The sequence below is a fragment of the Pseudomonas sp. IT-196MI5 genome (assembly GCF_949767415.1).
Classification (GTDB): domain Bacteria; phylum Pseudomonadota; class Gammaproteobacteria; order Pseudomonadales; family Pseudomonadaceae; genus Aquipseudomonas.
Map to the genome: position 1 here is coordinate 224,828 of NZ_CATKPZ010000011.1, position 26,321 is coordinate 251,148.

Consider the following 26,321-nt stretch of genomic DNA (forward strand, 5'->3'; position numbering starts at 1 on the left):
TGTTTTACTCATTTAACTTGGCCGATCAGGTTCAGAACTGCGTCCGCAGCCTGGTTGGAGGCATCCAGACGCAGGGTCCGGTGAATCTCATCAAAGCCACGGGTCTGCTCTTCACCGCCTTCGATCAGCGGTGACAAGGTCTGGGCCAGCGCTTCGACCGTGGCATCGTCCTGCAACAACTCGGGCACCAACAGACGCTGGGCCAACAAGTTCGGCAATGAAATGTAGGGGCTTTTCACCATGCGCTTGAGAATCCAGAACGTCAGCGGTGCCAGACGGTAGGCAACCACCATCGGCCGCTTGTACAGCAATGCTTCAAGCGTTGCGGTTCCGGAGGCAATCAGCACGGCGTCGCAGGCTGCCAGGGCCAGATGAGAGTTGCCATCGAGCAAGGTCAGCGGCAGATCACGACCGGCCAGCAACTCCTCCAACTGAGCCCGGCGCTGCGCACTGGCGCAAGGCATGACAAACCGCACGCCCGGGCGCAGCGTACGCAAGCGCTGGGCCGTATCGAGGAACAACGCGCCGAGTCGGCCAACTTCACCACCGCGACTGCCGGGCATCAACGCCACCAGCGGCCCGTCAGGCAAACCAAGTTCGGCCCGCGCTGCGCTGCGATCGGCTTCGAGTGGAATGGCGTCGGCCAGGGTATGACCGACGAACCGCACCGGTACGCCCTTCTCTTCGTAGAATCTGGCTTCGAACGGGAACAGCGTGAGCATCAGGTCGCAGCCTTCGCGAATCTTCAGCACCCGCTTCTGCCGCCAGGCCCAGACCGACGGGCTGACGTAGTGCACGGTCTTGATCCCGGCTTGACGCAGCTTGAGTTCGATATTGAGGTTGAAGTCTGGCGCGTCGATACCGATGAACACATCGGGTTTCGCGTCGATCAGGTCGGCGACCAGCTTCTTGCGCCGTGCCAGCAATTCGCGTAACCGACCCAGCACTTCCACCAGGCCCATGACGGACAGACGCTCCATCGGGAAATACGAGATCAGGCCTTCAGCCTGCATCAACGGACCACCGACACCGATGAACTCGATCGCAGGGTGACGAGCCTTGAGTGCACGCATGAGGCCTGCGCCCAGAATGTCGCCGGAAGCCTCGCCCGCTACCAGCGCAATACGCAGATTGGCCATGATTAGCGGGTGATGCCGCGGGTCGAAGACTGGATGGAGTCGCGGAACACCGCTACTTCCGGGAACTGCGCAGAAGGCTCGGCCAGTTCGACGAGCGCCTGCTCCACGGTCAGACCCTGGCGGTAAACCACCTTGTAGGCGCGACGCAGGGCGTGAATCGCATCTTCGCTGAAACCGCGACGGCGCATGCCCTCGAAGTTCATGCTGCGGGCTTCGGCAGGGTTACCGAACACCGTGACATACGCAGGAACATCCTTGCCGATCGCGGTACCCATGCCTGAAAAGCTGTGGGCGCCAATGTGGCAATACTGATGAACCAGGGTAAAACCGGAAAGAATCGCCCAGTCTTCCACATGCACATGGCCCGCCAGTGCGGTGTTGTTCACCAGGATGCAGTGGTTGCCGATAACGCTGTCGTGGCCGATGTGGGCATACGCCATGATCAGGTTGTGATCGCCCAGGGTCGTTTCCGAACGGTCCTGGATGGTGCCACGGTGAATCGTCACGCCTTCGCGGATGATGTTGTGATCACCAATCACCAGGCGGGTTTCCTCGCCTTTGTACTTCAGGTCAGGTGTGTCTTCGCCCACCGAGGAAAACTGGTAAATGCGATTGTGCTTACCGATTCGCGTCGGACCCTTGAGGATCACGTGCGGCCCGATGACTGTCCCCTCGCCGATTTCCACACCTGCGCCGACGATCGACCATGGGCCGACCTCGACGCCGTCAGCCAGAACGGCTGTCGGATCGATGATTGCACGAGGGTCAATCAAACTCATAGCTTGCGTTCCGCGCAGATGATTTCAGCGGAGCAGACAGGCTTGCCATCGACCGAAGCCTGGCATTCGAACTTCCAGATCTGACGCTTGCAGCTGATGAACTTGGCTTCAAGGATCAGCTGATCGCCAGGCAGCACCGGCTGGCGGAAGCGCAGCTTGTCGGAACCGACGAAGTAATAAAGAGTGCCGTCGGCCGGTTTCACGTCGAGCATTTTGAAACCAAGGATCCCGGCAGCCTGAGCCATTGCTTCGATGATCAATACACCAGGCATGATTGGATGCGCAGGGAAGTGACCATTGAAGAACGGTTCGTTGATGCTGACATTCTTGTAGGCACGAATGCGCTTGCCTTCAACATCCAGCTCCACTACCCGGTCCACCAGCAGGAACGGGTAACGGTGAGGCAGGTATTCGCGAATCTCGTTGATGTCCATCATTTCGGGGGGAAGCCTATGTAAAGATTGGGAGCGCGCGACTGACGCACGTTCCTCTAGCAAATCAAGGAGGCAGTCTAGCGGCTGTGCACACTTGATATGGAAATGGTATCAGCCATCTGATGAAGCATTACCGTCAGGGGTCACTTCCCCTACTTGCTTTTCCAGCTGACGCAGACGCCGCGCGATGTCATCGAGCTGACGAATGCGTGCCGCGCTTTTGCGCCACTCGGCTGCCGGCTGCATGGCCGTACCGGAAGAATAGGCACCCGGCTCGGTAATCGAGTGGGTCACCATGGTCATCCCGGTAATGAAAACGTTGTCACAAATATCGATGTGCCCCACCAGCCCTACGCCACCGGCGAGCATGCAGTGCTTGCCGATCCTGGTGCTGCCGGAGATCCCTACACACGCCGCCATGGCGGTGTGATCACCGACCTGAACGTTGTGGGCAATCTGAATCTGGTTGTCGAGCTTCACGCCGTTGCCGATGATGGTATCGGCCAGCGCACCGCGATCTATAGCTGTATTCACGCCGATTTCAACGTCATCGCCGATCAACACGCCACCGATCTGGGCAATTTTCTGCCAGATGCCCTTTTCATTGGCAAAACCAAAGCCTTCGCCTCCGAGCACCGCTCCGGACTGAATGACGACCCGTTTGCCGACGCGAACGTCGTGATACAGGGTCACACGCGGCGCGAGCCAGCCACCCTCACCCACCACGCTGCGAGCACCGATGAAGCAATGCGCGCCGACAGTCGTACCGGCTGCAACCTGCGCACCGCTTTCGATCACCACAAAAGCACCGATACTCGCCGCAGGATCGACTACCGCATCCGCAGCGATCACTGCCGTGGGATGTATGCCGGCAACGGCCTTGGGCTTTGGATCGAACAGGTGGGAAACACGTGCATAGGCTGCGTAAGGATCCGGCACCACCAGCACATCCCCGCAATGACCTTCGGCGTCAGCGGCTTTCAGCAACAAGGCTGCAGCCTGACTGCCTGCCAGGTACTTACGGTATTGGGGGTTTGCGAGAAAGCTCAACTGAGCTGGGCCAGCCTCCTGCAAGGTGGCTAGCCCAGTAATTGCTTTCTCGGGATCGCCACGTAGTGTGGCGCCGAGGAACTCGGCCAACTGGCCGAGCTTAATGGTCACGGTCATGGATTACTTCAGCTGATTCATGCGCTCGATAACCTGGCGAGTGATGTCGTACTGAGGCTTGACATCAATCACTGCGCCACGCTCGAAGACCAGGTCAAAAGCACCTTTCTTGATGACTTCTTCCACAGCGCTGTCCAGTTTCGGCTTGAGCTGCTTCAGCATTTCACGGTCGGCAACGGCCTTGGCTTCGTTCAGTTCCTTGGACTGGAACTGGAAGTCACGGGCCTTTTGCTTGAATTCAAGCTCCAGACGCTCGCGCTCGCCCTGCTGCATTTTGTCGCCACCGGACATCAGGCGGTCCTGAATGCCCTTGGCGCTGGTTTCCAGAGTCTTGAGCTTGGTCAGCTGAGGACCGAATTTTTTCTCGGCATCCACGGCGTATTTCTTCGCCGCGTCGGACTCCAGCAGAGCCATCTGATAGTTCAGAACAGCAATTTTCATGTCGGCAAATGCCGGACCAGCGACCAGTACGCTGGCCAGGAGAACCAATTGAGTCAACTTACGCACGATGCACTCCTACAAAATTCATTGTCGTTATCTTGGGTCAGACGCTTAGAACGTCTGGCCGAGGGAAAATTGGAACACTTGAGTCTCAGCGTTATCCGGTTTCTTGACTGGCATGGCCAATGCGAAACTCAGAGGACCCAGTGCGGTGACCCAGGTCACACCCACACCGACAGAACTGGCCATATCGCTCAAGCTGATGTCGTTGCACTGCGTGTTGGACTTCGACGCAGGGTTGGTATTGGTCGTCTGCTCGCACTTGGAGTCGAATACATTACCCACATCCCAGAATACCGAAGTACGCAGGGATCGCTGATCCTTGACGAAAGGCATAGGGAACAGTACTTCCACACCTCCCTGGATCAGGACGTTACCACCAAACGGCAGTGGATCATCGTCCGGATCAGCCGCCGTTCCGGCATTACCCGTTACACCTACGCCACGACTCGGCGTACTACGAGGACCCAGAGTGCTGTCCTTGAAGCCACGAACCGAATTGAAACCACCAGCATAGTAGTTTTCATAGAATGGCAAGCCATCGGTCGAGCCGTAACCGTCGCCATAACCCAATTCGGTGTGCAGGCGCATGGTGTAATTGTCGCTCAGTGGCTGGAACAACTGGCCACGGTAATCGAGTTTGAAGAACGACAGGTCGCTACCCGGTATGGTGGCTTCCGCCGTCAAGCTTTGAGAATGACCACGGGTCGCCAATACGCCCTTGTTCAGGGTGGATTCGGACCAGCCGGCCGAAGCCTTGAAGTTCAGGTACTGATCACCTTCACGGTTAACAAAGTCGAAAATCTCGTCGACGGTGAATTGACCGGTCTTGATCTTGTCCTGTTGCGCATTCAGGCCGAAGGTCAGACGCGAAGTCTCGCTGATTGGATAACCGACACTCACACCGGCACCCAGGCTGTCTACGGCGTAGCTGGCGACATCGGTATCGAGCTCATCGTAGTCGGTCGTGCGGTAGAACGCGTTGTAACCCAGGCTCACGCCGTCGGCGGTCCAGTAGGGGTCTACAAAGCCGAAGTTATAGCGGGTCTGGTATTGGCTTTTGGTCAAACCGATGCTGACCTTGTTACCGGTACCCAGGAAGTTGTTCTGGGTGATCGAGCCACCAAGGATCAGACCGGCACTCTGGGCGAAACCGACGCTGGCGGTAATCGAACCGGAAGCTTGCTCTTCAACGCTGTAGTTGACGTCCACCTGGTCATCGACACCCGGCACGGCCGGGGTCTCAACGTTGACTTCCTTGAAGAAGCCCAGACGCTCCAGACGGGTCTTGGACTGGTCGATCAGGTAGGTCGAAGCCCAGCCGCCTTCCATCTGGCGCATTTCACGACGCAGCACTTCGTCTTCGGACTTGGTGTTGCCACGGAAGTTGATGCGGTTCACGTAGGCTCGCTTGCCCGGATCGACCGCGAACAGGATGTCTACGGTGTGATCCTCATCGTGCGGTTGAGGCACGCCGTTGACGTTGGCGAAGGTATAACCCTCGTTACCCAGACGGCGGGTGATCAGTTCGGAGGTGGTGGTCATCAGCTTGCGCGAGAACACCTGGCCTTTTTGCACCAGCAGCAGGGACTTGACCTGGTCTTCAGGGACTTTCAGGTCGCCGCTGAGCTTGACGTCACGAACGGTGTATTTCTCGCCTTCGTTGACGTTGACGGTGATGTAGACGTGTTTCTTGTCCGGCGTAATGGAGACCTGGGTCGAAGCGATATCCATGTTGATATAGCCACGGTCCAGGTAGTAGGAACGCAGACGCTCCAGGTCACCGGACAGTTTTTCACGGGCGTACTTGTCGTCGTTCTTGAAGAACGACAACCAGTTGGTGGTCTTGAGTTCGAACAGGTCGATCAGGTCTTCATCGGGGAAAACCGTGTTGCCCACCACGTTGATGTGCTGGATAGCGGCAACCGTACCTTCGTTGATGTTGACCTTCAGGCCGACGCGGTTACGCGGTTGCGGCACTACTTCGGTGTCGACGGTGGCCGAGTAGCGACCCTGGGCGACGTACTGGCGCTGCAGTTCGTTACGAACACCTTCAAGGGTGGCACGCTGGAATATCTCACCTTCGGCCAGACCGGATTGCTTGAGGCCTTTCATCAGGTCTTCGGTAGAGATCGCCTTGTTACCTTCGATCTCGATACTGGCAACAGACGGGCGCTCGACTACCGTGATGACCAGGACGTTGCCATCGCGGCCCAGCTGGATATCTTGAAAGAAACCGGTTTTGAACAACGCACGAGTGGATTCCACCAGGCGACGATCATCCGCCTGTTCACCGACGTTCAACGGCAAAGCACCAAAGACGCTCCCCGCGGAGACCCGCTGGAGGCCATTGACGCGAATATCAGAGATAGTGAAGGACTCGGCGTGAACTTCGGCGATCATCAATACGGTGAGAACCGCAGTTAGCAGCAGACGTTTCATGAAGTCCTTTCTTATTCCAACTGGCAATAAACAAACTGCCGCAAAATGCGGCAGATTCGCAATTCAGCGAAGCGTTACAATCGACCCAGATCATTGACCAGAGCAAGCAACATCACCCCGATCACCAAACTGATACCGATCTGTACCCCCCAACCTTGCACCCGATCCGACAAGGGACGACCACGCGCCCACTCGATCAGATAAAACAACAAATGCCCCCCATCCAGTACCGGAATGGGCAACAAATTCAGAACACCCAGGCTAATACTCAGATAAGCAAGGAAATTCAGGAAATCAGCAACACCCGACTGGGCCGAAGCGCCCGCCACTTTAGCAATGGTTATCGGTCCACTCAAGTTTTTTACCGAGAGCTCGCCGAACAACATTTTCTTCAGTGAATCAAGGGTCAGCACGCTCATGGTCCAGGTGCGTCGAGCCCCCTCGCCAATCGCTGCCAATGGCCCGTAACTGACCTCGCGGATCATTTCCGGTGGCCAATCAACCGCTTTCACCCCAGCCCCCAGGTAACCGCTGGGTGACTTGCTCTCGCCGCGAGCGGCCAGCGTCACCGGGACGTCGATTTGAGCACCGTCGCGCTCAACCCGCAGCATGATTTTGGTATCAGGATGCATACGGACGGTATCGACGACCTGCTGCCAGTCACCCAGCGTACGACCATCAAGCTCCAGCAACCGGTCACCCGTCTTCAGGCCGGCAGCCTGAGCTGGCCCTTTTGGATCGAGTTCAGCCAGGACAGGCGGCAATGCCGGGCGCCACGGGCGAATCCCCAACGAGTGGATAGGGTCGGGTTCGTCAGCCCCTTTGAGCCACTTGTTCAGCGCAAGTTCACGAGGAGAATCAGCCGTGGAGCCCTGTTCGTGAACCATTATCTGCAACGAGCCGCTTTCACCCAGGCGACGAACCAATTGCAGATTCACCTCCGCCCAGCCGGAAGTCGCCTCACCATCAATGGCCACGATTTCCTGGCCGGGGCTCAAACCCGCCTTGGCCGCAATACTGCCGGACTCGACAGCCCCAATGACTGGACGCACCTGCTCGCTGCCGAGCATTGCCAAACCCCAGAAGAACACCAACGCCAGCAGGAAATTGGCTATCGGCCCTGCCGCTACGATGGCAATGCGCTGACGAACGGATTTGCGATTGAAGGTCTGGCCGAGCTGATCGAGGGGCACTTCACCCTCGCGCTCGTCGAGCATTTTGACGTAGCCGCCCAACGGGATCGCGGCGACGACGAATTCGGTGCCTTGCTTGTCGTGCCAGCGCAATAAAGGCATGCCGAAGCCTACGGAGAAGCGCAGCACTTTGACCCCACAACGACGCGCGACCCAAAAATGGCCGAACTCGTGGAAGGTAACCAGCACACCCAGAGCGACCAGGGTGCCGACAATCATATAGAGCGCGCTCATCTACTTTCTCCGCAATCCGATCCGCTGCTGCCTGGGTCAACTATCCGCAGCATTTACCGCCCGTGACGACTCAACCATTGTCCGGCCAGCAATCGCGCCTTCGCGTCTGCCGTGAACACCGCCTCGAGATCACCCACTGCCACTACGGGTTCCAGATTCAATACTTCTTCGATGATACTCGCGATTTCCGGGTAACGAACCCGTTCGTCGAGAAATGCCGCCACCGCCACTTCGTTCGCCGCATTGAGCATCGCCGGCGCGCTGTTACCCGCCTCGGCTGCCTGACGGGCCAGACGCAGGCAAGGGAAACGCTCTTCATCCGGTGCCTGGAAGTCCAGGCGCGCAATAGCAAACAGATCCAGCGGCGCCACACCCGAGTCAATCCGCTCCGGCCAGGCCAGGGCATTGGCGATGGGCGTGCGCATGTCCGGATTACCCAACTGCGCCAGAACGGAACCATCGACGTAGTCGACCAGCGAATGGATCACACTTTGCGGGTGAACCACCACCTCGACCTGGGATGGCCTGGCATCGAACAGCCAGCAGGCTTCGATCAACTCAAGCCCCTTGTTCATCATGCTGGCCGAGTCAACGGAGATTTTTCGTCCCATGGACCAGTTCGGGTGCGCACACGCCTGATCGGGAGAAACATGCGCCAGTTCGGCCATTGGCGTCTGCCGGAACGGACCACCGGAAGCTGTCAGCAGAATCCGACGTACACCGACCGCCTCAAGGCCACGGGCATAATCGAGCGGCATGCACTGAAAAATCGCGTTGTGCTCGCTATCGATCGGCAGCAACACCGAACCGCTCTTGCGCACCGCCTGCATAAACAGCGCGCCGGACATGACCAGTGCTTCTTTATTGGCCAGAAGTATCTTCTTGCCAGCCTCGACCGCCGCCAGTGTCGGGCGTAATCCCGCTGCACCGACGATGGCCGCCATGACCGTATCGACTTCCGGATCGGAAGCGACCTGACACAAACCTTCCTCGCCGACCACAACACGGGTCGAAAGACCTGCCGCGCGCAAATCATCCTGCAAGGTGCGGGCAGCAGCGACCTCGGGCACGACAGCAAATCGCGGCACATGGCGCACGCAGAGCGCCAGCAACTCACTCAAGCGGGTGAAGCCACTCAAGGCAAAAACCTGATAACGGTCAGGATGGCGAGCGATGACGTCGAGCGTACTCAGGCCAATCGAGCCGGTTGCGCCCAGAACGGTAATCTGTTGCGGGCAGCTCATGGGGCCGCCATCCACAGCAGCACGGCAAATACCGGAATCGCTGCCGTCAGGCTGTCGATGCGATCCAGCACGCCACCGTGCCCCGGAAGCAGATTGCTGCTGTCCTTTATCCCGGACTGGCGCTTGAACATGCTCTCAGTGAGGTCACCCACCACCGAAACGAATACGATCAGCGCGGCACCGATCAGCCCTTTGAGCAGCTCGGCCACCGTCCAGTCGCGCACCAGGGCAACCATTGCGGTAATCACCAGACTCAGCGCCAGACCACCGTACACACCTTCCCAGCTTTTGCCCGGACTGACCTGCGGTGCGAGCTTGCGCTTGCCGAAAGCACGACCAGAAAAGTAGGCGCCAACATCGGCCCCCCAGACCAACACCATCACCGCCATGATCAGCCAGTTACCCAGCGGGTATTGCTTGATCTGCACCAGACCTTGCCAGGCCGGCAGGAGAATCAACAGGCCGATCACCAACCTGGTCGCCGCATTGGACCAATGCTCGCTCGAATGCGGGTAGGTCAGCACCAGATACGTCGCCACCACCCACCACAACACCGAAGCACCCAATACCCAAGGCGCGAGGCCGGGCAGGATGTACATGAGAAACAGCATCAATGCGACCACAGCGGCATAGCCGACGCGGAACGCCTGAGCGGTGAAACCCGCCAGGCGCGCCCACTCCCAGGCACCCAGGGTTACGACCAGACCGATGAACAGTGCAAAACCGGAACCTTCAAGCAGGAAAAACCCGCACAGGGCAATCGGCAGCAGGATCAGCGCGGTGATGATTCGTTGTTTAAGCATTAAACCCGGGCTCCAGCCTCGACCTGCTCGCTCGTTTTACCGAAGCGGCGCTGGCGGGAAGCGAAATCGGCCAGCGCATTGCGCATGGCATCGTGTTTGAAGTCCGGCCAGAACAGGTCGGAAAAATACAACTCGGCATAGGCCAGTTGCCAGAGCAGGAAGTTGCTGATGCGATGCTCGCCACCGGTACGGATACACAGGTCCGGCAACGGCAGGTCGCCCGTGACCAGGCAGGTCTGCAGCAGATCAGGCGTGATGTCTTCCGGACGCAAGTGCCCGGCCTGAACTTCTCGCGCCAGTCGTTGCGCAGCTTGCGCGATATCCCACTGACCGCCGTAATTGGCGGCGATCTGCAGGATAAAACGATTGGCGCCAGCCGTCATGGCCTCGGCTTCGCGCATGGCTGCCTGCAGCTCCGGATGAAAACGCGAGCGATCACCAATGATGCGCAGGCTGATGTTGTTGTCGTTGAGGCGCTTGGCCTCACGACGCAGAGCCCTGAAGAACAGATCCATCAAGGCGCTGACCTCATCGGCCGGACGCTGCCAGTTCTCGCTGGAAAAGGCGAACAGGGTCAATACTTCGACCTTGGCCTCGGCACAAACCTCAATGACCGCACGTACCGCATCCACACCCGCTTTATGCCCGGCGACACCCGGCATAAAGCGCTTTTTCGCCCAGCGATTGTTACCATCCATGATAATCGCGACATGGCGCGGCACCGCGAACGGTGCAGTCTGCTTGGTCTTTTCCATGAAAACGCGACCCTTATACGGCCATCAGGTCTTTTTCTTTCTGCGCCAGGTCCGCGTCGATTTTAGCCACGAACTTCTTGGTCAGATCGTCGATCTCGCCAGTCGCACGACGCTCTTCGTCTTCGCTGATCTCTTTTTCCTTGACCAGATCCTTGAGCTGGCTGTTGGCATCGCGACGGATGTTGCGCACGGCAACACGGGCATCTTCAGCGACGTCACGAGCCTGCTTGGTGAAGCCCTTGCGGGTTTCTTCGGTCAGGGCAGGCATGGAGATCAACAGCAGCTCGCCGAGGTTGGTCGGGTTCAGGTTCAGACCCGCGCTACCGATCGCCTTGTCGACGGCACCCAGCATGTTGCGCTCGAAAGCAACGACTTGCAGGGTACGGGCGTCCTTGACGGTGATGTTGGCCACTTGCTTGATCGGAGTGTCGGAGCCGTAGTACGGCACCATCACGCCTTCCAGGATGCTCGGGTGCGCCTGGCCGGTACGAATGCGGCCGAAGTTGTGCGCCAGCGATTCCACGGACTTCTGCATGCGTTCTTGAGCGTCTTTCTTGATTTCGTTGATCATTGTGCGCCTTCCTCGATCAGGGTTCCTTCAGCGCCGCCATGCACGATGTTCAGCAGGGCGCCGGGCTTGTTCATGTTAAATACGCGTAGTGGCATCTTGTGGTCGCGGCACAGGCAAATGGCCGTCAGATCCATTACACCCAGCTTGCGATCCAGCACTTCATCGTAGGTCAGATGATCGAACTTCTCGGCATGCGGGTCTTTGAACGGGTCAGCGGTGTAGACGCCATCGACCTTGGTCGCCTTGAGCACGACATCGGCATCGATTTCGATTGCACGCAGGCAGGCAGCCGAATCCGTCGTAAAGAACGGGTTACCCGTACCGGCCGCGAAAATCACCACGTCCTTGGAGTTCAAGTGGCGCATGGCCTTGCGGCGATCGTAGTGATCGGTCACGCCTACCATGGAAATGGCCGACATCACGATGGCCGAGATATTGGCACGTTCCAGCGCGTCGCGCATTGCCAGGGCGTTCATCACAGTGGCCAGCATGCCCATGTGGTCGCCAGTAACCCGATCCATGCCCGCCGCACTGAGCGCCGCACCGCGGAACAGGTTGCCACCACCGATGACCAGACCGACCTGAACACCGATGCCGACCAGTTGGCCAACTTCCAATGCCATGCGATCCAGAACTTTCGGGTCGATCCCGAACTCTTCCGAGCCCATCAGGGCCTCGCCGCTAAGCTTGAGTAGAATGCGTTTATAGCGAGCCTGATAACCACTGCCCTGCTGAGCCATTGCGAATCTCTCCTGCGGCGTATTTTAAAAATTCTTTGCGAGCTGTTTACAGCTGGCGTTCAATCTAGCTTGGCGCTGCTTCAGCGCCATCGGAACATGGCTTTGTAAGCCAGTTCCAAAAGGAAACCAAATAAAAATTGGTGCCCCATCTGAAAAGAGGCTGCGCGCGTGAGCGGGCAGCCTCTTCTGGGCGACAGTTAAAAAACCGTCTTATTGCTTGGCGGCAGCCAGCTGGGCAGCAACTTCTTCTGCGAAGTTGTCCACTGGCTTCTCGATGCCTTCGCCTACTTTGAAGTAAGTGAAGGAAACGATTTCAGCGCCGGCTTTCTTGGCCAGTTCGCCGACCTTGATTTCAGGGTTCTTGACGAAAGCCTGCTCAACCAGGCTGGCTTCGGCCAGGAACTTGCTGATACGGCCTTTGACCATGTTTTCAACGATGTTTTCCGGCTTGCCGGCGATCTTGTCAGCGTTCAGCGTCAGGAACACGCCTTTCTCGCGCTCGATCGCTTCAGCGGAAACTTCCGATGGCAGCAGGAATTCAGGATTGGTAGCCGCTACGTGCATAGCGATGTCCTTGGCCAGCTCAACACTGCCGCCTTTCAGGACAACTGCAACACCGATCTTGTTGCCGTGCAGGTAGCCACCGACAACGTCACCTTCAACGCGTACCAGACGACGGATGTTGACGTTTTCGCCAACCTTGCCGACCAGTACCAGGCGAGCAGTTTCTTGAGCTTCGATCAGCGGAGCAACATCAGTCAACTTGTCGGCGAACGCTTTTTCAACGCTTGCTGCAACAAATTCCTTGAAGTCGTCCTGCAGGGCCAGGAAGTCGGTCTGCGAGTTCACTTCCAGCAGAACGGCGGATTTACCGTCTTCCTTCAGAGCGATAGCGCCTTCAGCGGCAACGTTGCCAGCTTTCTTGGCAGCCTTGATGGCGCCCGAAGCGCGCATGTCATCAATGGCTTTCTCGATGTCGCCGCCAGCCTTGGTCAAGGCCTTTTTGCAATCCATCATGCCTTCGCCGGTACGCTCGCGCAGTTCTTTGACCAACGCTGCAGTAATCTCTGCCATTTCAAAATCCTCTTGGATAGGTTTTCAACCATTCCACCCGATCGAACGGGCGATCAATTCTTCCCGAACCACCCTTGTTAGCTGCCGCACGTTACAGATAGAGCAGTGGGCGCCGACAAATGGTTTTCGAGGTGGCAAAAAGGGGGCCAAGCCCCCTTTTTGCTTACTGAGTCAACGCCAGGGCGTCAATTACTCAGCTGCAGCCTGAGTTTCTTCAGCTGCGAACTCAACGGTGCCGCCGGCAACATTGTTGCGACCGCGGATGACAGCGTCAGCCATCGAACCCATGTACAGCTGGATAGCGCGGATTGCGTCATCGTTGCCTGGGATGATGTAGTCAACGCCTTCCGGGCTGCTGTTGGTATCGACTACGCCGATAACCGGGATGCCCAGCTTGTTGGCTTCGGTGATCGCGATGCGCTCGTGATCAACGTCGATAACGAACAGAGCGTCTGGTAGACCGCCCATGTCCTTGATACCACCCAGGGAACGATCCAGCTTTTCCAGGTCACGAGTGCGCATCAGCGCTTCTTTCTTGGTCAGCTTGGCGAAAGTACCGTCTTCTGCCTGAACTTCAAGGTCACGCAGACGCTTGATGGAAGCACGAATGGTCTTGAAGTTGGTCAGCATGCCGCCCAACCAGCGGTGATCGACGTACGGCGAACCGCAACGTGCTGCTTCTTCAGCAACGATCTTGCCAGCGGAACGCTTGGTGCCGACGAACAGAATCTTGTTTTTGCCCTGGGCCAGACGCTCTACGAAAGTCAGAGCTTCGTTGAACATTGGCAGGGTTTTTTCAAGGTTGATGATGTGGATCTTGTTACGCGCGCCGAAAATGTACTTGCCCATTTTCGGGTTCCAGTAACGGGTCTGGTGACCGAAGTGCACACCGGCCTTCAGCATATCGCGCATGTTGACTTGGGACATGATAGTTCCTTAATAAGTCGGGTTTGGCCTCCACGTATCCCAATGACCAACCAGCAGCATCAGCTGAAGGCACCCAGGTCATCGTGTCGACACGTGTGTGGATTTAGGCTTTTCGGGACATCCCCGGAAAGCGGCGCATTTTATATCACAAGGCAGGGTAAAACGGAACCCGGATTCTGAAATCCTGGCGGGCGCTTTGTTCCATCCCTTGGAATCCGCCAAGAATGCACCATTCTATAGAGAGAAGCGATGCACACAGGCGCGGATTTGCGCTGATCGTCTGGTAGAATCGCATTTTCAGGGCTGCGAAGATCGATCGCGCAATGCCCTTTCCGTTTAGAAAGCGCCGCCTGGCGCAGAGAGAGCCTGTATGACCGTCACCCTCAAAACCCCCGAGGATATTGCCAAAATGCGTATCGCCGGCAAACTGGCCGCCGATGTGCTGGAAATGATTGCCGAATATGTCAAACCGGGCGTTACCACCGACCAACTGAACCAGATCTGCCACGACTACATCGTCAATGAGCAGAAGGCCATCCCTGCCCCGCTCAACTACAAGGGCTACCCGAAGTCGATCTGCACGTCGATCAACCACGTAGTCTGCCACGGCATCCCTAACGACAAGCCACTCAAAGATGGCGATACCCTGAACATCGACGTCACCGTCATCAAGGACGGTTACCACGGCGACACCAGCCGCATGTTCCACGTCGGCACCGTGCCGGTCTGGGCCGAGCGCCTGTCCCAGGTGACCCAGGAATGCATGTACAAGGCGATTGAAATCGTCAAACCTGGCTGCCGCCTGGGCGATATCGGCGAAATCATCCAGAAGCACGCTGAAAAGAACGGATTCTCGGTGGTTCGCGAGTTCTGCGGCCACGGTATCGGCAAGGTGTTCCACGAAGAGCCGCAGATTCTGCACTACGGCCGCGCTGGCACCGGCATGGAACTCAAGGCCGGCATGACCTTCACCATCGAACCGATGATCAACCAGGGCCGTGCCGACACCAAGGTACTGGGCGACGGCTGGACTGCGATCACCAAGGACCGCAAGCTCTCGGCACAGTGGGAGCACACCCTGCTGGTGACCGAAACCGGCTACGAGATCTTCACCCTGCGCAGCGATGACACCATCCCTCGCGTTTCGCCCTGATCCCGTTACCGTACATCGCCTATAGAAAGGAAAGCCAATCGATGCCGCAGGTGGATCCCGAACTCTTCGACCGTGGCCAGTTCCAGGCTGAACTGGCCCTGAAGGCAAGCCCGATCGCGGCCTTCAAGAAGGCGATCCGCCAGGCCCGCGAGGTGCTTGACGAGCGTTTTCGCAGCGGCCGCGACATTCGCCGGTTGATCGAGGATCGCGCATGGTTCGTCGACAACATCCTGCAAAAAGCCTGGGATCAGTTCAACTGGAGCGAGGACGCCGACATCGCACTGGTTGCGGTCGGCGGCTACGGCCGCGGTGAATTGCATCCTTACTCCGATATCGATTTGCTGATCCTGCTGGACAGCGCCGACCATGAAGTTTTCCGCGACTCCATCGAGCGTTTTCTGACGCTGCTGTGGGACATCGGCCTGGAGGTCGGCCAGAGTGTTCGCTCGGTCGACGAGTGCGCCGTCGAAGCCCGCGCCGACCTGACGGTCGTCACCAACCTGATGGAAAGCCGCACCATCGCCGGCCCCGAGCATTTGCGCCAGCGCATGCTGGACGCCACCAGCACCGCGCACATGTGGCCGAGCAAGGACTTCTTCCTGGCCAAGCGTGCCGAACAAAAGGCTCGCCACCACAAGTACAACGACACCGAATACAACCTGGAACCCAACGTCAAAGGCTCACCCGGCGGCCTGCGGGACATCCAGACGATCCTGTGGGTGGCCCGTCGCGAGTACGGCACCCTGAACCTGCGGGCACTGGCGGGCGAAGGATTCCTGGTCGAGAGTGAAAACGCCCTGCTCGCCTCTTCCCAGGAGTTCCTGTGGAAGGTTCGTTATGCCCTGCACATGCTCGCCGGTCGCTCCGAAGACCGCCTGCTGTTCGATCACCAGCGCACCATTGCCGGACTGCTCGGTTTCAAAGGCGACGACGCCAAGCAAGCCATCGAAAATTTCATGCAGCAGTATTACCGGGTGGTGATGAGCATCGCCCAGCTCAGCGACCTGATCATCCAGCACTTCGAGGAAGTCATCCTCGCACCGCAAGACCAGGCGCCGCCGCAGCCGATCAACTCGCGCTTCCAGCTGCATGACGGCTACATCGAAGCACGCAACGACAACGTCTTCCGCCGCACGCCGTTCGCCATGCTCGAAATCTTCGTGCTGATGGCCCAGCAGCCGGAAATCAAGGGCGTGCGCGCCGACACCATTCGTCTGCTGCGGGAGAACCGTCACCTGATCGACGACGACTTCCGCAACGATATTCGCAACACCAGCCTGTTTATCGAATTGTTCAAATGCAAGATCGGCATCCACCGCAACCTGCGGCGAATGAACCGTTACGGCATCCTGGGCCGCTATCTGCCCGAATTTGGTTTTATCGTCGGGCAGATGCAACACGACCTGTTCCACATCTATACGGTCGACGCGCACACCCTGAACCTGATCAAACACCTGCGTAAGCTGCAGTACACCCAGGTGTCGGAAAAATTCCCGCTGGCCAGCAAGCTCATGGGCAAGCTGCCCAAACCCGAGCTGATCTACATGGCCGGCCTGTACCACGACATCGGCAAAGGCCGGCATGGCGATCACTCGGACATCGGCGCCGTGGATGCCGAGGCCTTTTGCCAGCGCCACCATCTGCCAGTGTGGGACAGCCGACTGATCGTGTGGCTGGTGCAAAACCACCTGGTGATGTCGACCACCGCCCAGCGCAAGGACTTGTCCGACCCGCAGGTGATCCACGATTTCGCCCAGATCGTCGGCGACGAAACCCGCCTCAACTATCTGTATGTGCTGACCGTCGCCGACATCAACGCCACCAACCCGACCCTGTGGAACTCCTGGCGCGCCAGCCTGCTGCGCCAGCTCTATACCGAGACCAAGCGCGCCCTGCGTCGTGGCCTGGAGAACCCGGTGGACCGCGAAGAACAGATCCGCCAGACCCAGAGCGCCGCCCTGGATATCCTGGTGCGCGGCGGCACCGACCCGGACGATGTCGAGCAACTGTGGGCGCAGTTGGGTGATGACTATTTCCTGCGCCACACCGCCGGCGACGTGGCCTGGCACAGCGACGCGATCCTCCAGCAACCGGTCGACGGCGGGCCATTGGTACTGATCAAGGAAACCACCCAGCGCGAATTTGAAGGTGGTACGCAAATCTTCATCTACGCCCCCGACCAGCACGACTTCTTTGCCGTGACCGTGGCCGCGATGGACCAGCTCAACCTGAACATTCACGACGCCCGGGTCATCACCTCCACCAGCCAGTTCACCCTCGACACCTACATCGTGCTCGACACCGACGGCGACTCGATCGGCGATAACCCGGCGCGAATCAAGCAAATCCGTGACGGCCTGACCGAAGCCCTGCGCAATCCGGACGACTACCCGACCATCATCCAGCGCCGGGTTCCACGCCAGCTCAAGCATTTCGCCTTTGCGCCGCAGGTAACGATCCACAACGACGCCCAGCGCCAGGTGACGGTACTGGAACTCACAGCGCCCGACCGCCCGGGCCTGCTGGCGCGGATTGGCACGATTTTCCTGGAGTTCGATCTGTCATTGCAGAACGCCAAGATCGCCACCCTCGGCGAGCGCGTGGAGGACGTGTTCTTCATCACCGACGCCAACAACCAGCCGCTGTCCGACCCGCTGCTGTGCAGCCGCCTGCAGGATGCGATCGTCGAACAGCTGAGCGTCAACCAGGAACCCGATATCAAACTGACGCGCATCAGCATCTGACTTAACAACGCGAGCCTGCCCTTTGTAGGAGCTGGCTTGCCAGCGAAGGACTAAAGAGCGCCACGCTTACCCAGTAAGCACGCGTTATCGTTGACGACCATCGCTGGCAAGCCAGCCCCTACAGGAAACAGGGCTTGCCCGTTCCCACACCGAACGAGATACATTGATGAACAACGCTCTGTCCCAGCTCCAGCCCTACCCGTTCGAGAAACTCCGCGCCCTGCTCGGCAGCGTGACGCCCAACCCGGACAAGCGCCCGATCGCGCTGTCCATCGGCGAGCCGAAACATCGCTCGCCAAGCTTTGTCGCCGAGGCCCTGGCCAGCAATCTGGAAAAAATGGCCGTGTACCCGACCACCCTCGGTATCCCGGAGCTGCGCGAAGCCATCGCGGCATGGTGCGAACGTCGCTTCGATGTCCCCAAAGGCTGGATCGACCCGGCGCGCAACGTACTGCCGGTCAACGGCACCCGCGAAGCGCTGTTCGCTTTCACCCAGACCGTGGTCAACCGTGGCGATGACGCGCTGGTGGTCAGCCCGAACCCGTTCTATCAGATCTACGAAGGCGCGGCGTTCCTCGCCGGGGCCAAGCCGCATTACCTGCCGTGCCTGGACGAAAACGGCTTCAACCCGGATTTCGACGCCGTGTCGCCAGACATCTGGAAACGCTGCCAAATCCTGTTCCTGTGCTCGCCAGGCAACCCGACCGGCGCCTTGATTCCGGTGCAAACTCTGAAAAAACTGATCGCCCTGGCCGACGAATATGACTTCGTGATTGCCGCCGATGAGTGCTACAGCGAGCTGTATTTCGACGAACAAACCCCGCCGCCAGGCCTGCTCAGCGCTTGCGCAGAACTGGGTCGCAAGGACTTCAAGCGTTGCGTGGTGTTCCACAGCCTGTCCAAGCGTTCGAACCTGCCAGGGTTGCGCTCGGGCTTTGTCGCCGGTGACGCCGACATTCTCAAGGGCTTCCTGCTCTATCGCACCTACCACGGCTGCGCGATGTCGGTTCAAACACAACTGGCCAGTGTTGCCGCGTGGAATGACGAGGTACATGTGCGCGCCAACCGTGCGCTGTATCGCGAGAAGTTCGATGCGGTTCTGGAAATCCTCAGCCCGGTCATGGACGTACAGCGACCGGATGGCAGCTTCTACCTGTGGCCGAATGTAGCCGGTGACGATGCCGCCTTCTGCCGCGACCTGTTCGAGCAGGAACACGTGACCGTGGTGCCGGGTTCTTACCTGTCGCGAGATGTGGATGGCGTCAACCCGGGTGCCGGGCGTGTACGCATGGCTCTGGTTGCGCCGCTTGCCGAGTGTGTCGAAGCTGCCGAGCGGATTCGCGCGTTCATCCAGCGCCGCAAATAACCGCGCCGCCGCGAAACCGTTCGGCCATGGCATAATCCCAGACCATTTATTTCCAGCACCTGCAAAGGGGGCGATTCCTTGACCGTTTCAAGCAAAACGTTGCACCTTTTCGGCATCAAAGCCTGCGACACCATGAAAAAGGCGCGCACCTGGCTCGATGAACACGCTGTCAGTTATGACTTTCATGATTACAAAGCGGTCGGTATCGACCGTGAACACCTCACCCAATGGTGCAACGAGCACGGCTGGGAAGTGGTGTTGAACCGTGCAGGCACGACCTTTCGCAAGCTCGACGACGAACGCAAAGCCGATCTCGACCAGACGAAAGCCATCGAACTGATGCTCGCACAACCCTCCATGATCAAGCGCCCGGTGCTCGATCTCGGTGACCGAACCCTGATTGGCTTCAAGCCAGATATCTACGCGGCCGCGCTCAAGTAAGCAGCCCGTTCCATTTTGTTAGAGGTATCAACATGTCTACTACCCTGTTCAGCCTGGCCTTCGGCGTCGGCACTCAAAACCGTCAAGGCGCATGGCTGGAAGTGTTCTACGCCGCCCCGGCACTCAAGCCATCGGCTGAAGTCGTCGCCGCTATCGCACCGATCCTGGGCTACACAGAAGGCAATCAGGCCATCGCATTCAGCACCGCCCAGGCCTCGCAACTGGCCGAAGCCCTCAAAGGCGTCGACGCTGCCCAGGCTGCCCTGCTGACCCGTCTGGCCGAGAGCCACAAGCCGCTGGTCGCCACCCTGCTGGCTGAAGACACCCAGCTGTCGTCCACCCCGGAGGCCTACCTCAAGCTGCACCTGCTGAGCCATCGCCTGGTCAAGCCACACGGCCTGAACCTGGCCGGGATCTTCCCGCTGCTGCCGAACGTGGCCTGGACCAGCCAGGGCGCAGTCGATCTGAGCGAACTGGCCGAACTGCAACTCGAAGCCCGCCTGCGCGGCGAGCTGCTGGAAGTGTTCTCGGTGGACAAGTTCCCGAAAATGACCGACTACGTGGTTCCGGCCGGCGTGCGTATCGCTGACGCTGCGCGTCTGCGCCTGGGCGCTTACGTGGGCGAAGGCACCACCGTGATGCACGAAGGTTTCATCAACTTCAACGCCGGCACCGAAGGCCCGGGCATGATCGAAGGCCGCGTTTCCGCTGGCGTATTCGTCGGCAAGGGTTCGGACCTGGGCGGCGGCTGCTCGACCATGGGCACCCTGTCGGGCGGCGGCAACATCGTGATCAAGGTCGGCGAAGGCTGCCTGATCGGCGCCAACGCCGGTATCGGTATCCCGTTGGGCGACCGCAACACCGTCGAGTCGGGCCTGTACCTGACCGCCGGCACTAAAGTCGCGCTGCTGGACGAAAACAATCAGCTGGTCAAAGTCGTGAAGGCCCGTGATCTGGCCGGCCAGACCGACCTGCTGTTCCGTCGCAATTCGCAAACCGGTGCCGTGGAATGCAAAACCCACAAATCGGCCATCGAACTGAACGAAGCGCTGCACGCTCACAACTAAGCATCACACGAGTTCACCTGTAGGAGCGAGCCTGCTCGCGAAAAACGTAAGGTCAACGCGGTTATTCAGATAGTGCGCGTTTTCGTTCACGTCCATCGCGAGCAAGCTCGCTCCTACAGGGGTACGGCGTACCCTCACCAGGGCCCGATAGCATGATGATTCTCTCTCCCTGGCGCGCCGATTTTCCGGCCATCGCCGCCCTGCAACGGCAAGGCCAGACCTATCTGGACAACGCCGCGACCACACAAAAACCTCAAGCCCTGCTCGATGCCCTGGCGCATTATTACGCCAACGGCGCGGCCAACGTGCATCGGGCGCAGCATTTGCCTGGCGCCCACGCCACCCAGGCGTTCGAGGACAGCCGCCGCAAAGTCGCGCAATGGCTCAATACTGGCGATTGCGGTCAGATCATCTTTACCCACGGCGCGACGTCCGCGCTGAATCTCCTGGCCTATGGCCTGGAACATCTTTTCAATCCGGGCGATGAAATTGTCATCAGCGCCCTGGAGCATCACGCCAACCTGCTGCCCTGGCAGCAACTGGCGCACCGCCGCGACCTGAAACTGGTGATCCTGCCGCTGGATGCCGACGGCGTGATCGACCTCGAAGCCGCCACCGGCTTGATCGGTCCACGCACGCGTCTGTTGGCCGTCAGTCAACTGTCCAACGTGATTGGTGCGTGGCAACCGCTACCTCAATTGCTGGCACTGGCCAAGGCACACAACGCCCTGACCGTGATCGACGGCGCCCAGGGCGTGGTCCATGGCCGCCACGACGTGCAAGCGCTGGGCTGCGACTTCTATGTGTTTTCCAGTCACAAGCTCTACGGCCCCGATGGCCTGGGCGTGCTGTACGGGCGCAATACCGCGCTGCAACAGCTGCGTCCCTGGCAGTTCGGCGGCGAAATGGTGCTGGACGCCAATTATCACGACGCACGCTTTCGCCCGGCACCGCTGGGCTTCGAGGCCGGGACACCGCCGATTGCCAGTGTGATCGGCCTGGGCGCGACCCTGGATTACCTCGGCGGGCTCGATCAGGACGCCGTGTCCGCCCATGAAGCGGCGTTGCATGCCAGTCTGCTCAAGGGCCTGGAGGCGCGCAATGGCATTCGCCTGCTGGGCAAGCCGCAAGTGGCGCTGGCCAGTTTCACCGTCGAAGGTGTGCATAACTCCGATCTCGCGCATTTGCTGACCGAACAAGGGATCGCGGTGCGTGCCGGCCATCACTGCGCCATGCCGCTGCTCAAAAGCTTTGAACTGGCCGGGGCGATTCGGGTGTCGTTGGCGCTGTACAACGATTCCGAAGATCTGGAGCGGTTCTTTGAAGCCCTGGATCAGGCGCTGGAGCTATTGCGATGAACTTGCCCGCCGATGCCGTGACGGCACTCGAGAACTTTCAGAAAGCGGCCGGCTGGGAACAACGCGCACGCCTGTTGATGCAATGGGGCGAGCGTCTGCCGGCCTTGAGTGATGCGCAGATGTGCGATGCCAATCGGGTGCACGGCTGTGAAAGCCAGGTGTGGCTGGTGGGTGAATTGCGCGACGGCCATTGGCAGTTCAGCGCCAACAGCGATGCGCGGCTGATTCGCGGGTTGGTGGCGTTATTGCTGGCGCGGGTCAATGGGTTATCGACGGCCGAGTTGCAGCAGGTGAACTTGCCGGACTGGTTCAATCAGTTGGGGTTGGGGCGGCAGTTGTCCGAATCGCGCAGTAATGGCTTGAATGCGGTGCTTCAGCGAATGCGTGAAATGTCCTTGTAGGAGCTGGCTTGCCAGCGAACCAGGCGATGCGGTCTGTCTGAGACACCGCTTTCGCTGCGATGCGGCGACCCGACAAGCCAGCTCAGGGATGGTGTTTCAAGCCTCAGGCTTGATGCGATCCGCCGGCCGCCGCACACCCGCCACGATCTTGTCCACAGCCTTGGTCGCCGCGACCATGCCGAAGGTCGCCGTCACCATCATCACTGCGCCAAACCCGCCGGCGCAGTCGAGCTTCACGCCATCACCGACAAAGCTTTTCTGCAGGCAAATGCTGCCATCCGGTTTCGGGTAACGCAGTTGTTCGGTGGAAAACACGCACGGCACGCTGTAATGGCGGGTCACGGTGCGTGAGAAGCCGTAGTCGCGGCGCAGTGTCGAGCGCACTTTCGAGGCCAGCGGATCATTGAATGTGCGATTGAGGTCGCAGACCTGGATCAACGTCGGGTCAATCTGCCCACCCGCGCCGCCGGTGGTGATGATCTGGATCTTGCGGCGCTTGCACCAGGCGATCAGCGCGGCCTTGGCGTTGACGCTGTCGATGCAGTCGATCACACAGTCGATGTTCGGCGTGATGTACTCGGCCATGGTGTCGCGGGTAACGAAGTCAGGCACCGCGTGCACCGTGCAGTCCGGGTTGATCCCGCGCAGACGCTCGGCCATCACCTCGACCTTGGGCTTGCCCACCGTGCTGTCCAGCGCATGCAGCTGGCGGTTGGCATTGCTGACGCAGACGTCGTCGAGGTCGAACAGCGAAATCTCGCCGACACCACAACGGGCCATGGCTTCCGCCGCCCAGGAACCGACGCCACCGACACCGACGATCGCCACATGGGCCGCGCGCAGGCGCTCAAGGCCTTCGATGCCATACAAACGGGCGATGCCTGCAAACCGCGGATCTTCTGTACTCATGACCATTACCCCAAAAACCGGCGGGCATTATATGGTGAGTTGGAGACAAAATCAGTTATAGGAAAAAGCGAAAGAACTTTAGCGAAACCAGATTGCCCAATGTCCGGCAATTCCCTGTCCGCTGTACGACCAGAGAATGCCCGGTGTAGGATGCGCGCCCCTTGGCGACCGCCAACCGTTCCTTCGTTCCACAGTCTTTGGAACCCGAAATAACTATGTCATCGCGTAAATTTGGACTCAACCTGGTCGTGGTGCTCGCCATCGCTGCCTTGTTTACCGGCTTCTGGGCGCTGATCAACCGCCCGGTCACCGCCCCCAACTGGCCTGAACAGATCTCCGGCTTCTCGTACTCGCCTTTCCAGCAGGGCCAGTTCCCGCAGAAAGACCAGTACCCGACCGACGATCAAATGCGTCGCGACCTGGAGATCATGAGCAAGCTGACGGACAACATCCGCATCTACTCGGTCGATGGCACCCTGCAAAACATCCCGAAACTGGCGGAAGAGTTCGGCTTGCGGGTAACCCTGGGGATCTGGATCAGCCCGGACCAGGAGCGCAACGAACGGGAAATCACCCGTGCCATTGAAATCGCCAACGCCTCGCGCAGCGTGGTTCGTGTGGTGGTCGGCAACGAAGCGATTTTCCGCAAGGAAATCACTGCCCAGGAACTCAGCGTCATGCTCGATCGCGTGCGTGCCGCCGTGAAGGTGCCGGTAACCACGTCCGAGCAGTGGCACGTGTGGGAAGAACACCCGGAACTGGCCAAACACGTCGACCTGATTGCCGCGCACATCCTGCCTTACTGGGAATTCATCCCGATGGACAAGGCCGGGCAGTTCGTCCTCGACCGCGCCCGCGACCTGAAAAAGATGTTCCCGAAAAAGCCACTGCTGCTGTCCGAAGTGGGCTGGCCGAGCAACGGCCGCATGCGCGGTGGCGCCGATGCCTCCCCGGCGGACCAGGCAATCTACCTGCGAACCCTGGTCAACAAGCTCAACCGCCAGGGCTTCAACTACTTCGTGATCGAAGCGTTTGACCAGCCGTGGAAAGCCAGCGACGAAGGTTCCGTCGGCGCCTATTGGGGCGTGTTCAACGCGGCGCGCCAGCAGAAGTTCAACTTCGAAGGCCCGGTGGTGGCGATTCCGCAATGGCGCGTCCTGGCCATCGGTTCGGTGGTGCTGGCGCTGTTGTCGCTGACCCTGCTGATGATCGACGGCTCGGCCCTGCGTCAACGCGGCCGGACCTTCCTGACCTTCACCGCGTTCCTCGGTGGTTCGGCACTGGTGTGGATCGGTTACGACTACAGCCAGCAATACAGCACCTGGTTCAGCCTGACGGTGGGCTTCTTGCTCGCCCTCGGTGCGCTCGGGGTGTTTATCGTGTTGCTGACCGAAGCCCACGAACTGGCCGAGACCGTCTGGACCCACAAACGCCGGCGTGAATTCCTGCCCGTGGTAGGCGATTCGGACTACCGCCCGAAAGTCTCGATTCACGTGCCCTGCTACAACGAGCCGCCGGAGATGGTCAAACAGACCCTCAACGCCCTGGCCAACCTCGACTATCCGGACTTCGAAGTCCTGATCATCGACAACAACACCAAGGACCCGGCGGTCTGGGAACCGGTGCGCGATTACTGCGAAACCCTCGGCCCGCGCTTCAAGTTCTTCCACGTGGCACCGCTGGCCGGCTTCAAGGGCGGCGCGCTGAACTACCTGATCCCGCACACCGCCAAGGATGCCGAAGTCATTGCCGTGATCGACTCGGACTACTGCGTCGACCGCAACTGGCTCAAGCACATGGTGCCGCACTTCGCCGACCCGAAAATCGCCGTGGTGCAGTCGCCGCAGGATTACCGCGACCAGAACGAAAGTACCTTCAAGAAGCTCTGCTACGCGGAATACAAAGGCTTCTTCCACATCGGCATGGTCACCCGCAACGACCGTGACGCGATCATCCAGCACGGCACCATGACCATGACCCGTCGCTCGGTGCTCGAAGAGCTGGGCTGGGCCGACTGGTGCATCTGTGAAGACGCCGAGCTTGGTCTGCGGGTATTCGAGAAAGGCCTGTCGGCGGCGTATTACCACACCAGCTACGGCAAAGGCCTGATGCCTGATACCTTCATCGACTTCAAAAAGCAGCGTTTCCGCTGGGCCTACGGAGCGATCCAGATCATCAAGCGTCACACCGCCAGCCTGCTGCGCGGCAAAGACACCGAACTGACCCGCGGCCAGCGCTACCACTTCCTCGCGGGCTGGTTGCCGTGGGTGGCGGACGGCATGAACATCTTCTTCACCGTCGGTGCGCTGTTGTGGTCGGCGGCGATGATCATTGTGCCGCACCGGGTCGATCCGCCGCTGCTGATTTTCGCGATCCCGCCATTGGCGCTGTTCGTGTTCAAGGTCGCCAAGATCATCTTCCTCTACCGCCGAGCGGTCGGGGTCAACTTGAAGGATGCCTTCTGCGCGGCACTGGCCGGTCTGGCGTTGTCCCACACTATCGCCAAAGCGGTGCTGTACGGTTTCTTCACCAGCAGCATTCCGTTCTTCCGTACGCCGAAAAATGCCGACAACCACGGCTTCTGGGTGGCGATTTCGGAAGCCCGGGAAGAGATGTTCATCATGCTGCTGTTGTGGGCTGCGGCCTTGGGAATCTTCCTGGTGCAAGGCCTGCCGAGCAATGACATGCGCTTCTGGGTGACCATGCTGCTGGTGCAGTCGCTGCCGTACGTCGCGGCGCTGATCATGGCGTTCCTGTCGTCGCTGCCCAAACCGACCGCCGAGCCTGAAACGGCACCTGTCGTCTAAATCTCTGCGGATGCACTAAACGGCGGCCAATGGTCGCCGTTTTGCTTTAAGATAACCGCCATTTTGCGGGGC

Annotated in this window: 23 protein-coding genes; 8 read left to right on the forward strand and 15 right to left on the reverse strand. The window is 59.3% G+C overall.

Features of this window, described 5'->3' with window-relative positions; all coding sequences use genetic code 11:
• Window positions 1-8 precede the first annotated feature (8 nt).
• The 14 genes from lpxB to rpsB form a co-directional block, all read right to left on the reverse strand.
• A complete protein-coding gene (lpxB, locus tag ACM6IK_RS08610; protein ID WP_414873960.1) occupies window positions 9-1,139 on the reverse strand; it encodes a lipid-A-disaccharide synthase in 1,131 nt (376 codons plus the stop codon).
• Between the two features lie 2 nt (window positions 1,140-1,141).
• The gene (lpxA, locus tag ACM6IK_RS08615; protein WP_150727680.1) at window positions 1,142-1,918 is read right to left on the reverse strand and encodes an acyl-ACP--UDP-N-acetylglucosamine O-acyltransferase; all 777 of its coding nucleotides are present in this window, start codon (window positions 1,916-1,918) and stop codon (window positions 1,142-1,144) included.
• A complete protein-coding gene (gene fabZ, locus ACM6IK_RS08620) occupies window positions 1,915-2,355 on the reverse strand; it encodes a 3-hydroxyacyl-ACP dehydratase FabZ (RefSeq protein ID WP_007978374.1) in 441 nt (146 codons plus the stop codon). The genes lpxA and fabZ overlap by 4 nt, the downstream gene beginning before the upstream one ends.
• A 108-nt stretch (window positions 2,356-2,463) precedes the next feature.
• Window positions 2,464-3,519, reverse strand: a complete 1,056-nt coding sequence (lpxD, locus tag ACM6IK_RS08625; RefSeq protein ID WP_414873961.1) for a UDP-3-O-(3-hydroxymyristoyl)glucosamine N-acyltransferase — start codon at window positions 3,517-3,519, stop codon at window positions 2,464-2,466.
• Between the two features lie 3 nt (window positions 3,520-3,522).
• Window positions 3,523-4,026 (reverse strand): OmpH family outer membrane protein, encoded by a 504-nt coding sequence (locus ACM6IK_RS08630; RefSeq protein WP_108216663.1) that lies wholly within the window; start codon window positions 4,024-4,026, stop codon window positions 3,523-3,525.
• Window positions 4,027-4,071: 45 nt separating this feature from the next.
• The gene (gene bamA / locus ACM6IK_RS08635) at window positions 4,072-6,462 is read right to left on the reverse strand and encodes an outer membrane protein assembly factor BamA (protein WP_108216662.1); all 2,391 of its coding nucleotides are present in this window, start codon (window positions 6,460-6,462) and stop codon (window positions 4,072-4,074) included.
• 74 nt (window positions 6,463-6,536) lie between these two features.
• On the reverse strand, window positions 6,537-7,889 hold the full coding sequence (gene rseP / locus ACM6IK_RS08640) for a sigma E protease regulator RseP (protein WP_414873962.1): 1,353 nt from the start codon (window positions 7,887-7,889) through the stop codon (window positions 6,537-6,539).
• Window positions 7,890-7,942: 53 nt separating this feature from the next.
• On the reverse strand, window positions 7,943-9,133 hold the full coding sequence (gene ispC / locus ACM6IK_RS08645) for a 1-deoxy-D-xylulose-5-phosphate reductoisomerase (protein ID WP_414873963.1): 1,191 nt from the start codon (window positions 9,131-9,133) through the stop codon (window positions 7,943-7,945).
• The gene (locus ACM6IK_RS08650; RefSeq protein WP_414873964.1) at window positions 9,130-9,936 is read right to left on the reverse strand and encodes a phosphatidate cytidylyltransferase; all 807 of its coding nucleotides are present in this window, start codon (window positions 9,934-9,936) and stop codon (window positions 9,130-9,132) included. Before ACM6IK_RS08650 ends, ispC begins: the two co-directional genes overlap by 4 nt.
• Window positions 9,936-10,691, reverse strand: a complete 756-nt coding sequence (gene uppS / locus ACM6IK_RS08655) for a polyprenyl diphosphate synthase (protein ID WP_223546681.1) — start codon at window positions 10,689-10,691, stop codon at window positions 9,936-9,938. The genes ACM6IK_RS08650 and uppS overlap by 1 nt, the downstream gene beginning before the upstream one ends.
• A 13-nt stretch (window positions 10,692-10,704) precedes the next feature.
• Entirely contained in the window at window positions 10,705-11,262 is a 558-nt protein-coding gene (gene frr, locus ACM6IK_RS08660) for a ribosome recycling factor (RefSeq protein ID WP_008000041.1), read from the reverse strand.
• Window positions 11,259-12,002, reverse strand: a complete 744-nt coding sequence (gene pyrH, locus ACM6IK_RS08665) for a UMP kinase (protein ID WP_414873965.1) — start codon at window positions 12,000-12,002, stop codon at window positions 11,259-11,261. The genes frr and pyrH overlap by 4 nt, the downstream gene beginning before the upstream one ends.
• Window positions 12,003-12,212: 210 nt before the next feature.
• Window positions 12,213-13,076, reverse strand: a complete 864-nt coding sequence (gene tsf, locus ACM6IK_RS08670; protein ID WP_218430204.1) for a translation elongation factor Ts — start codon at window positions 13,074-13,076, stop codon at window positions 12,213-12,215.
• Between the two features lie 189 nt (window positions 13,077-13,265).
• Window positions 13,266-14,003 (reverse strand): 30S ribosomal protein S2, encoded by a 738-nt coding sequence (rpsB, locus tag ACM6IK_RS08675; protein WP_008052780.1) that lies wholly within the window; start codon window positions 14,001-14,003, stop codon window positions 13,266-13,268.
• Between the two features lie 370 nt (window positions 14,004-14,373).
• Between rpsB and map the strand changes: the two genes are divergently transcribed.
• The 7 genes from map (at window position 14,374) to ACM6IK_RS08710 (ending at window position 22,533) form a co-directional block, all read left to right on the forward strand.
• Complete coding sequence (gene map, locus ACM6IK_RS08680; RefSeq protein WP_223458376.1) at window positions 14,374-15,156, forward strand: type I methionyl aminopeptidase; 783 nt, start codon at window positions 14,374-14,376, stop codon at window positions 15,154-15,156.
• 41 nt (window positions 15,157-15,197) lie between these two features.
• Window positions 15,198-17,900 (forward strand): [protein-PII] uridylyltransferase, encoded by a 2,703-nt coding sequence (locus ACM6IK_RS08685; RefSeq protein WP_414873966.1) that lies wholly within the window; start codon window positions 15,198-15,200, stop codon window positions 17,898-17,900.
• 166 nt (window positions 17,901-18,066) lie between these two features.
• On the forward strand, window positions 18,067-19,266 hold the full coding sequence (dapC, locus tag ACM6IK_RS08690; protein ID WP_414873967.1) for a succinyldiaminopimelate transaminase: 1,200 nt from the start codon (window positions 18,067-18,069) through the stop codon (window positions 19,264-19,266).
• Window positions 19,267-19,344: 78 nt separating this feature from the next.
• Window positions 19,345-19,707, forward strand: a complete 363-nt coding sequence (locus ACM6IK_RS08695; protein WP_008052792.1) for an ArsC family reductase — start codon at window positions 19,345-19,347, stop codon at window positions 19,705-19,707.
• A 32-nt stretch (window positions 19,708-19,739) separates the two neighbouring features.
• Window positions 19,740-20,774, forward strand: a complete 1,035-nt coding sequence (gene dapD / locus ACM6IK_RS08700; RefSeq protein ID WP_414873968.1) for a 2,3,4,5-tetrahydropyridine-2,6-dicarboxylate N-succinyltransferase — start codon at window positions 19,740-19,742, stop codon at window positions 20,772-20,774.
• Between the two features lie 152 nt (window positions 20,775-20,926).
• Complete coding sequence (locus tag ACM6IK_RS08705) at window positions 20,927-22,132, forward strand: aminotransferase class V-fold PLP-dependent enzyme (RefSeq protein WP_414873969.1); 1,206 nt, start codon at window positions 20,927-20,929, stop codon at window positions 22,130-22,132.
• On the forward strand, window positions 22,129-22,533 hold the full coding sequence (locus ACM6IK_RS08710; protein ID WP_414873970.1) for a SufE family protein: 405 nt from the start codon (window positions 22,129-22,131) through the stop codon (window positions 22,531-22,533). Before ACM6IK_RS08705 ends, ACM6IK_RS08710 begins: the two co-directional genes overlap by 4 nt.
• 96 nt (window positions 22,534-22,629) lie before the next feature.
• Here ACM6IK_RS08710 and tcdA read toward each other — a convergent pair whose 3' ends face one another.
• Window positions 22,630-23,448 (reverse strand): tRNA cyclic N6-threonylcarbamoyladenosine(37) synthase TcdA, encoded by an 819-nt coding sequence (tcdA, locus tag ACM6IK_RS08715; protein ID WP_414873971.1) that lies wholly within the window; start codon window positions 23,446-23,448, stop codon window positions 22,630-22,632.
• Window positions 23,449-23,657: 209 nt separating this feature from the next.
• Between tcdA and ACM6IK_RS08720 the strand changes: the two genes are divergently transcribed.
• Complete coding sequence (locus tag ACM6IK_RS08720; protein WP_414873972.1) at window positions 23,658-26,249, forward strand: glycosyltransferase; 2,592 nt, start codon at window positions 23,658-23,660, stop codon at window positions 26,247-26,249.
• Window positions 26,250-26,321: the final 72 nt, after the last annotated feature.